The organism is Salegentibacter sp., from assembly GCF_041642575.1.
GTDB lineage: Bacteria > Bacteroidota > Bacteroidia > Flavobacteriales > Flavobacteriaceae > Salegentibacter.
In genome coordinates this window covers 1-8947 of the sequence record NZ_JBEPWD010000083.1, presented here as the reverse complement: position 1 = coordinate 8947, position 8947 = coordinate 1, and the positions used below count along the sequence as shown (strand labels likewise).

Sequence of the window (8947 nt, the reverse complement as noted above, 5' to 3'; positions counted from 1 at the left end):
CAACTTACTGTGAAATTGGCTAACTTGCTAAGGTAATTACAGACTATGGGTGTAATTTTAAATCAATCTTTTAAAAACCTTGTCACCACTTATCTTGGTTTTGGAATTGGTGCACTCAATACTCTTTTCCTTTTCACTTATTTTCTTGAACAGGAATATTACGGCCTTGTAAGTTTCCTGCTTTCAGCGGCTAATCTCATTTGGCCATTTATGGCATTTGGGGTGCATAGTACGCTGGTAAAATTTTTCAGTTTTTATAGATCCCGACAAGAAAAGGACAGGTTACTTAACCTGGTATTGTTTCTACCTTTGGTGGTTTCTGCTTTTTTTGGGTTGCTGGGGGTTTTAAGCTATAATGTTTTACTGGATTACTTTTCTAACGGAAATGGCCTGGTACAACCTTATATCTGGCTTATTTTTCTTATCGCGGTTGCCACAGCATATTTTGAGGTCTTTTTTGCCTGGTCCAAAGTTCATTTCCGAAGTGTCTTTGGAAATATTATGAAGGAGGTTTTTCATCGAATATGTATTAGTTTACTTCTCTTCGTGGTATTTCTGGAGATATTAAGTGTGCACTGGTTCATCTATGGGATAGCGCTTGTTTTCGTGATTAGGAGCCTTGCCATGGCGGTTTATGCTTTTAGATTGTATACGCCACGATTTAGCCTGGAACTTCCTGATAACCTTCCCAGTGTATTAAAATATACCTCTCTTATTCTCATTGCAGCTTCGGTTGCAATGGTGTTGCTGGACCTGGATAAGGTAATGATTGAACATTATTTACCCATTGAAAATGTGGCCATATATGGGATTATGGTTTACATAGCTACGGTTATTTCGGTGCCGCAAAAAGCGATGCACCAGATCACGCACCCAATGACGGCCGAGATGCTGAATTTAAAAGATAAAACAGGTCTTGAAAAACTTTATAAAAAGAGCTCTTTAAATCTTCTTATTGTAAGTGGATTGATCTTTATTCTTATCATCAGTAACGTGCAACAGCTCTATGAATTGATCCCTGAGGAATATGAACTGAGTATCCTGGTTGTTGTGCTTATTTCTTTGGTGAAGCTTTACGACAATTTTCTGGGGAATAATAACAGCATTCTTTTTAACTCAGATTACTACCGACTTGTTTTGGGAGTGGGAGTTTTTCTTGCTGTTCTTGCGTTTGTTCTGAATATAATTTTTATTCCTCTTTATGGAATTCAAGGGGCCGCCTTGGCAAGTTTTCTTGCTTTTGGGATTTATAATACATCAAAGATCTATTTGGTGTATACTAAATTCAGATTGCTTCCCTTTTTACCTAAAACCTGGTTAGTACTCTTTTTTACCCTTGCTTTTAGCTTAGGTTTTTATTTCTGGGAATTTCCATTTCATCCTATTATAAATATTGCACTCAAATCATTACTGATAAGCTCACTCTATTTATTTTCTGCGTATAGATTAAATTTCTCCCCGGAAACCCGAGGCCTGATAGAAAAGTACTTCGGAATAAAAGGTTCATAAAACGAGAAACCCCCAGGACATTTGTGATGCCCGAAGGGGTTTCCAACTAACCAACCAAAAAAATTAAATTATGAACTTTTATCCTCTACCATTCATATTTCGTGCCGAAGTGTTTTTTCGGGTAGAAGATTTTCCTCTTACGGCACTAGACCTGGTATTTCTTTGAGACTTAACAGCTGCCGGTTTTCTTGAGGCCGGGGCACTGCTTTGAACTCTTGTATTGGATCTTCCAGAAGATCGTGCACTAGTGTTTCTATTAGTCGGGGTAGACCTGGTCACATTACTTTTTCTTTGCTGAGTAGCTTTTCTTTGAGCAGTGGCTTTTCTCTGTGAGTTCTGCTGTACTCTTTCATTTCTATTTGCGGTAGCCTTAGACTTTGCTGCCTGTGTTCTATTACCTTTGGCTTGCGTGTTAGCGCGGGTTCTTGTAGGGGTATTTACAGCATTGTCATCAGAACTTCTGTTGGTATTTACCCGGGTAGCTTTTCCTGCTGAATTACTGCTGGATTGTCTCCTGGAAATTATCTCATTTTTTTTGCTTGAAGATGAAGTTCTAGCATTGCTTTGAGCGCTCCTACGGTTATTATTTTCAGAAACAACCTGACTTGATCTACGAGTGTTTATTTTTTGCAGATCTCTTTTATCAGAGGTTCTTCTACCTTTATTATAGGAAACTACTTTCTGATCTGGGCGGTAGTAATTCCTATTTACATAGGTGTTATAATTGTTTGTATAATAGGTGTTATGCTGTACATAAGTTAACCTGTTAGGCTGATAGTAGGCTCTGTAAGGCCTGCTAAATACAATACTCACATGACTATGAGGACGTGAGTAATAGCTGTGCCATGGTCTGTACACATAATGCCTGTTATAATGGTTTATGTATCCTGAAAAATGAGCAAACTGGTTATACCTGTTGTATGTTACCTGTAAATTTCCAACCCGAGCCACTCTGCCTTGACGATTATAATCAATGAATACATCTCCGGCCTGTATAATTCTTCCATAATAATCATAATAAACAGGAACATTCTCTATCTGAATAACCGCACCATAATCATCATACTGAACATAAGGATCATAGTTATAACCCGAGTTATAGCTGATATTCATATTCGGGGTTGAAATGTTTACGGAATTTCCCCTTCTGAAGTTAGGATTAAAATAGAAATCGAATTCTCCATTAGGATAGATAGCAAATTCCACTCCGTCTTCAATGAAGATGAAGGAATCTGTATATGCATTTCTGCGTAGCTCTGCAGCTTCCAAGGGGGAGGCTGAGATTCCGAAGAAAAGCAGACTGAAGATGAGGGCAATATTTTTCATTTGTAAAGTTTTAAGTTGTGAAACCCTTTAATATTGGGTTACATCTTAAAAGTTACAAACTACGTGCCAAAGTCAGGAAATCTGTATCGGGAGCATTAGATATACTACTTTTTGGATGCCACCCAAAATATATAAGATTGATATCCAGTATTTTATAAAAGTACGGCACGAATTACAGTTTCTCCTTAAGGTATTTGGCGGTGAATGAATTCTTATTTTTAGCAACTTCCTCCGGGGTTCCGTAGGCTACAAGATACCCTCCATTTTCTCCTCCTTCAGGACCAAGGTCGATAACATGATCGGCACATTTAACCAACTCCATATTATGTTCAATTACGATAACAGAGTGCCCCTTTTTAATCAGGGCGTTAAAGGACTTCAGCAACTTGTTGATATCGTGAAAATGTAAACCGGTAGTAGGTTCATCAAAGATAAAGAGGGCTTTTTCTTTGGTGTTTCCTTTCACCAGAAACGAGGCCAGTTTAATACGCTGGGCTTCCCCACCAGATAGCGTTGAAGAGCTTTGCCCTAACTGGACGTACCCAAGGCCAACATCTTTCAATGGCTGTAATTTTTTTACAATTTTCTCCTGTTTATTGACATGGAAGAATTCAGTAGCGTCATCAATGGTCATACATAAAACATCATCGATATTCTTATCGGCAAACGTAACCTCCAATACTTCCTTCTTAAAACGCTTGCCGTTACAGGCTTCACATTCCAGATGCACATCGGCCATAAATTGCATTTCAATAGTCACTTCTCCTTCTCCTTTACAAACCTCACACCGGCCTCCGTCAACATTAAAAGAGAAAAATTTAGGAGTAAAATCCCTTATTTTGGAAAGTTTCTGACTTGCAAAAAGGTTTCTAATATCGTCATAAGCCTTGATATAAGTCACGGGATTAGACCGGGAACTTCTACCAATAGGATTCTGATCTACGAATTCTATACTTCCGAGGTTATCAAAATTACCTTCAATACCTGTGAACTGGCCTGCTTTTTCGCCATAACCTCCAATTTCCTTCTGGGCTGCAGGGTAAAGAATCCTTTTGACAAGCGTACTTTTTCCGCTTCCTGAAACTCCTGTTATCGCAGTAAAAACACCTAGGGGGAAAGTAACATCTATATTTTTAAGATTGTTCTCCCTGGCCCCTGTGACCTTTATATTTCTTTTTGTTTTACGTCGCTCCTGGGGCAACTCGATTTTTTCAGTTCCATTAAGATATTGAGCTGTAAGCGAAGTAGATTTTAGAATATCTTTCATTTTGCCAACCGCAACAACCTCTCCGCCATTGGTCCCTGCTTCGGGTCCAATATCAATGATTTCATCAGCGGCGTTCATGATATCTTCATCATGCTCTACAACAATCACCGTATTGCCCAAATCCCGAAGATGTTTTAAAACATCAATAAGTCTTTCTGTATCTTTTGGATGTAAGCCAATGGAAGGTTCATCCAGAATATACATAGAACCTACTAGACTGCTCCCGAGTGAAGTCGCCAGGTTGATACGTTGCGACTCTCCTCCTGATAGCGTATTGGATTTACGGTTGAGCGTAAGATAATCTAGCCCAACCTGGGATAGAAAATCCAAACGGTTTCTTATTTCAGTTAAAAGTCTTTTTGCAATTTGAATATCATATTGGTTAAGTTCCAGCTCATTGAAAAATGCTCTTACCTTATGTAAGGGCTTTTCTACAAGATCGGTGATACTATAGCCATCAATCTTTACGTATTGAGCTTCGGGGCGCAACCGCTTCCCTTTACAAGCACTACAGCGGGTTTTTCCGCGATATCGGCTTAACATAACTCTATTTTGAATTTTATAGGCCTTACGCTCTAAAAATTCAAAAAACTGATTGATACCCTCAAAATACTGGTTTCCATTCCAGACAAGTTCTTTTTGTTTATCTGTAAGTTCGAACCAGGGCTTGTGTATTGGAAAATCGAATTTGTGGGAATTATTAACCAGTTGATCGCGATACCAGCTCATGCTGTCTCCGCGCCACGGAAAAATTGCGTTTTCATAAATAGAAAGACCGGTGTTGGGGATCACAAGATCTTCGTCTATACCAATTACATCACCATATCCTTCACATTTAGGACATGCTCCATATGGATTATTGAAACTGAAAAGATGAACATTCGGCTCAGGAAAACTCATTCCATCGAGTTCAAATTTATTGCTGAAATGCCTTAACTCATTATCGCTTAATTTCTGAATATATAATTCTCCCTTTCCTTCAAAAAAAGCGGCATCAGTAGCATCTGCCAGCCGATTGTAAAAATCCTCTTCGTCTTTGGTCACAATACGGTCTACCACCAATGAAGTTTCAGAAGCTTTAGCATGGGTAAGATCGGCTTCGTCGATGCGTTTTACTTCATCTTTTATTTTCACCCTGCTATAGCCTTGTTGAGCCAGGACTTTTATCTTTTCTTCCAGAGATCTTCCGTTTTCAAGATGAATAGGGGCGAGCAGGAGTAATCTTTCACCTTCTGCAAATGTTTTTACATAGTTCACCACATCGGTAACCGTATCTTTTTTCACTTCCTTTCCAGAAACAGGGGAGTAGGTCTTCCCGATTCGTGCAAAAAGAAGTTTCAGGTAATCATAAATTTCAGTCGATGTTCCAACCGTAGATCGCGGGTTGGTGGAATTCACCTTTTGTTCAATTGCTATGGCCGGAGCTATTCCTTTGATGTAATCAACCTTAGGTTTGTTAAGTCTACCGAGGAATTGCCGGGCATAGGAAGATAAACTCTCTACATACCGACGTTGGCCTTCGGCATACAAAGTATCGAAGGCGAGACTGGATTTCCCCGAACCTGAAAGTCCTGTTATGACCACAAGTTTATTGCGGGGTATTACTACATTTATATTTTTAAGATTGTGCAGTTTTGCACCTTTAATGATGATGTTTTCTTTGGGATCAACCTTCTCTACGTCAATATTCATGCTAGTTGTATGGTCTTGAAATGCAAATGTACTCAATAAGCGGCAGGGGAAAAAGCCCCGTATTTCTTATAGTAATGTTAAAGTATTAAGCTTTTATTTGCAATTGTCAAATTTATCTTGCTATATTTGACCTCAAGGTTTAATCCCAAAAAACAAACTTGCCTATTGCATAAAGTTACTTTTAAAACTAAATAACCTAAATCTCAGGTTGCCCCTACCATCCTGAACAAAAGTAACTAATATGGAGAACCTTAAAGTAAGCGATGCTATTCTCGTGCGTGAATATCTCGACGGAAATGAAAATGCACTTTCCCAACTAATTTCCCGGCATCAACAAAGAATTTACAGTTTTATTTATTCGAAAGTATTTAATAAGGATGTCGCTGAAGATGTATTTCAGGATACCTTTATTAAAGTGATCAATACCCTTAAAAGAGGGAAGTATAATGAAGAAGGTAAATTTCTACCCTGGGTAATGCGTATTGCCCATAATCTGGTGATAGATCATTTCAGAAAAAATAAACGTATGCCAAAATTTGAAAACAATGGCGATTTTAATATTTTTTCTGTCCTGAGCGATTCTGATCTTAATGCTGAAACTCAACTTATCAAAGACCAGATCGAATTTGATGTGCAGGAACTAATTAAGGAATTACCTGAAGATCAACTGGAAGTTTTAACAATGCGAATTTATAAAGATATGAGTTTCAAAGAGATATCTGAACGTACCGGAGTAAGCATAAATACTGCCCTTGGTAGGATGCGATACGCCTTAATAAATCTCAGAAAAATAATAGATAAGCACAACCTAATTTTAACAAACTAATTTATACTATCCCCAAATTCATTGCGTTATCTAATATATCCACTGAAAAAAGTAAATAATGGGGAACTTTTACACAAAAAACGCCTCGAAGGAGGAAAAATTGAATGAATTAAATCCAAAAAAGGAGACAGTTAATTTCCTTTTAAATTATTCAAGAGCTTTGAATATTACCAAATATCAGAGTATGAAGTTTGAAACCTTTCTTAACTAGTAAAGACTATTGTTATTTAAGGAGTGATTATAAAGAAGACCTGTTTGTTAGCCTACAGGTCTTTTTTATTTCCTTTTTTTCAGATAGTCCTTTATAACACTTTTTCTACCTATGGTTTTCGTGATAATATCTTTATCTAGATCCCAGGCCCGGGCAGGGGAATACTGCCGACCATACCAGATAATTTGAAGATGAAGTTTATTCCAAAGATCTTTCGGGAAAAGTCTCTTGGCATCTTTTTCGGTTTGAACCACATTTTTCCCATTGCTTAAATTCCAGCGGTACATCAACCTCTGAATATGAGTATCTACCGGAAATGCAGGAATATTAAATGCCTGAGCCATCACTACACTGGCTGTTTTATGCCCAACAGCAGGCAATTCTTCCAGAGCTTCAAAATCGGCGGGAACCTGGCCATTGTGTTTGGCAATTAAAATTTCAGAAAGTCCGTGAATCCCTTTAGATTTCATTGGGGAAAGTCCCACAGGTTTAATGATCTCCCTAATTTCTTCTACACTAAGTTTAATCATATCGTGAGGGTTATCGGCAATCTTGAAAAGTTCAGGAGTGATCTGATTTACTTTTACATCTGTACTTTGGGCTGAAAGTAAAACCGCAATGAGCAACGTGTATGGATCTTTATGATCTAAGGGAATTGGAACTTCGGGATATATTTTATTTAAGGTATCTATAACAAACTGTACCTTTTCTGCTTTGTTCATATTGCTTAATTTTACACAAAAGTAAGAATTATGACAACATTGAAAGAGGGCGATAAGGCCCCGGATTTTAAAGCCGAAGACCAGGATGGAAACATTGTTCAACTTTCAGACTTCAAAGGCAAAAAACTAGTGCTTTTTTTCTATCCCAAGGCTAGTACACCAGGTTGTACTGCTGAAGCATGTAATCTTAGGGACAACTGGGAACAGTTTCAGGAAAAAGGTTATGCTGTGGTTGGCGTAAGTGCCGATTCTAAAAAACGCCAGTCAAACTTTAAAAATAAATATGAATTCCCATTTCCCTTACTGGCCGATGAAGACAAGGAAGTGATTAATGCCTATGGTGTATGGGGACCGAAGAAATTTATGGGAAAAGAATATGATGGCATTCACCGCACTACTTTTATAATTAATGAAGAAGGAAAAATTGAGGATGTGATCAAGAAGGTGAAAACCAAAGAACACACTGCACAGATCCTGGAATAATATAAATTTCTGAAAAGAGAAAAATGCCGGCAATTAATCACCGGTAAGTTTCTCTTTCCTGATTTTTAATCCTGAACCAATCTGGCTGTTTTAAAAGTGGCCAGGCTGTCGCAGTTTTCTATCTGTAGTTCCAGCGTTTCAGAATTTATCTCATCGTAAATCAGGTAAACATTACAAGGATCGCCTTCGGTGTTACTTCTGTCAAAATCCACATCCCCGGTTTCCAGTATCGCTGAAACCCTCGCGGTGTCTAGATTGTTGGTTTCAAAATAACGTAAAACTTCAGGAGAATACGCCCGGGATTTTGTGCGGATATTTTTTAAAACCCTGTCGGTTGGTGTATAATCACAGGAGGCCCTTTTTCCGCCGAGAAAAAAAAGCAGAAGGATTATACCAAAAAATAGTCCTACAGAAAAGTAACCTATACGGTGAATTAATTTCATTTTAAATTATCTGATAGAAAATCTTATTATTAAGATTTGGTGATTTAATTTTTTAAGAAATTCAGCCTAAAAGATAAGCAAATTGATGTCTCTGTAAGAAAGATCAAACCAGTCTGCTATAGATTTATTGGTTAGAATTCCGTGGTAAAAGTACAAACCATTTCTTAAACCTTTGTCAAATCTCAGCGTGTTTTCCAGACCGCCTTCTTCTGCAATGTGTAAAAGGTAAGGGGTGAAGATATTGCTGATGGAAAGCGAAGAAGTTCTCGCATAACGGGAAGGTATATTTGGAACACAGTAATGTATAATATCGTGTTTGGTGAAGATCGGCTGGTCGTGAGAAGTAACCTCGCTGGTTTCTACACAGCCACCCATATCTATACTAACGTCAATAATTACAGCACCGCGTTTCATTGTTTGCACCATAGTATCGGTGATAAGGACCGGTGAGCGGTTTTTTCCTCTTAC

Annotated in this window: 7 protein-coding genes and 1 pseudogene; 3 read left to right on the top strand and 5 right to left on the bottom strand. The window is 38.1% G+C overall.

What is annotated here, in order from left to right:
* Window positions 1-45: 45 nt before the first annotated feature.
* Window positions 46-1509 carry a lipopolysaccharide biosynthesis protein gene (locus ACESK1_RS10710; protein WP_372920175.1) on the top strand — a complete coding sequence of 488 codons (1464 nt, stop codon included), beginning with the start codon at window positions 46-48 and terminating at the stop codon, window positions 1507-1509.
* A 78-nt stretch (window positions 1510-1587) separates the two neighbouring features.
* Here ACESK1_RS10710 and ACESK1_RS10705 read toward each other — a convergent pair whose 3' ends face one another.
* Together ACESK1_RS10705 and uvrA are read right to left on the bottom strand one after the other, a co-directional pair.
* Complete coding sequence (locus ACESK1_RS10705; protein ID WP_372920174.1) at window positions 1588-2835, bottom strand: hypothetical protein; 1248 nt, start codon at window positions 2833-2835, stop codon at window positions 1588-1590.
* A gap of 172 nt (window positions 2836-3007) precedes the next feature.
* Window positions 3008-5794, bottom strand: a complete 2787-nt coding sequence (uvrA, locus tag ACESK1_RS10700) for an excinuclease ABC subunit UvrA (protein WP_372920173.1) — start codon at window positions 5792-5794, stop codon at window positions 3008-3010.
* A gap of 241 nt (window positions 5795-6035) precedes the next feature.
* Between uvrA and ACESK1_RS10695 the strand changes: the two genes are divergently transcribed.
* Window positions 6036-6620: an RNA polymerase sigma factor gene (locus ACESK1_RS10695; protein WP_372920172.1), complete on the top strand. Its 585-nt coding sequence runs from the start codon at window positions 6036-6038 to the stop codon at window positions 6618-6620.
* A 276-nt stretch (window positions 6621-6896) separates the two neighbouring features.
* Here ACESK1_RS10695 and nth read toward each other — a convergent pair whose 3' ends face one another.
* Window positions 6897-7553 carry an endonuclease III gene (gene nth, locus ACESK1_RS10690; RefSeq protein WP_372920171.1) on the bottom strand — a complete coding sequence of 219 codons (657 nt, stop codon included), beginning with the start codon at window positions 7551-7553 and terminating at the stop codon, window positions 6897-6899.
* 30 nt (window positions 7554-7583) lie between these two features.
* On the opposite strand from nth, the gene bcp reads away from it, so the two are divergent.
* The gene (gene bcp, locus ACESK1_RS10685; RefSeq protein ID WP_372920170.1) at window positions 7584-8036 is read left to right on the top strand and encodes a thioredoxin-dependent thiol peroxidase; all 453 of its coding nucleotides are present in this window, start codon (window positions 7584-7586) and stop codon (window positions 8034-8036) included.
* 65 nt (window positions 8037-8101) lie between these two features.
* Here bcp and ACESK1_RS10680 read toward each other — a convergent pair whose 3' ends face one another.
* Together ACESK1_RS10680 and ACESK1_RS10675 are read right to left on the bottom strand one after the other, a co-directional pair.
* Window positions 8102-8479, bottom strand: a complete 378-nt coding sequence (locus ACESK1_RS10680; RefSeq protein ID WP_372920169.1) for a hypothetical protein — start codon at window positions 8477-8479, stop codon at window positions 8102-8104.
* A 66-nt stretch (window positions 8480-8545) separates the two neighbouring features.
* Window positions 8546-8947, bottom strand: a pseudogene (locus ACESK1_RS10675) (alanine dehydrogenase); the annotation flags it as partial.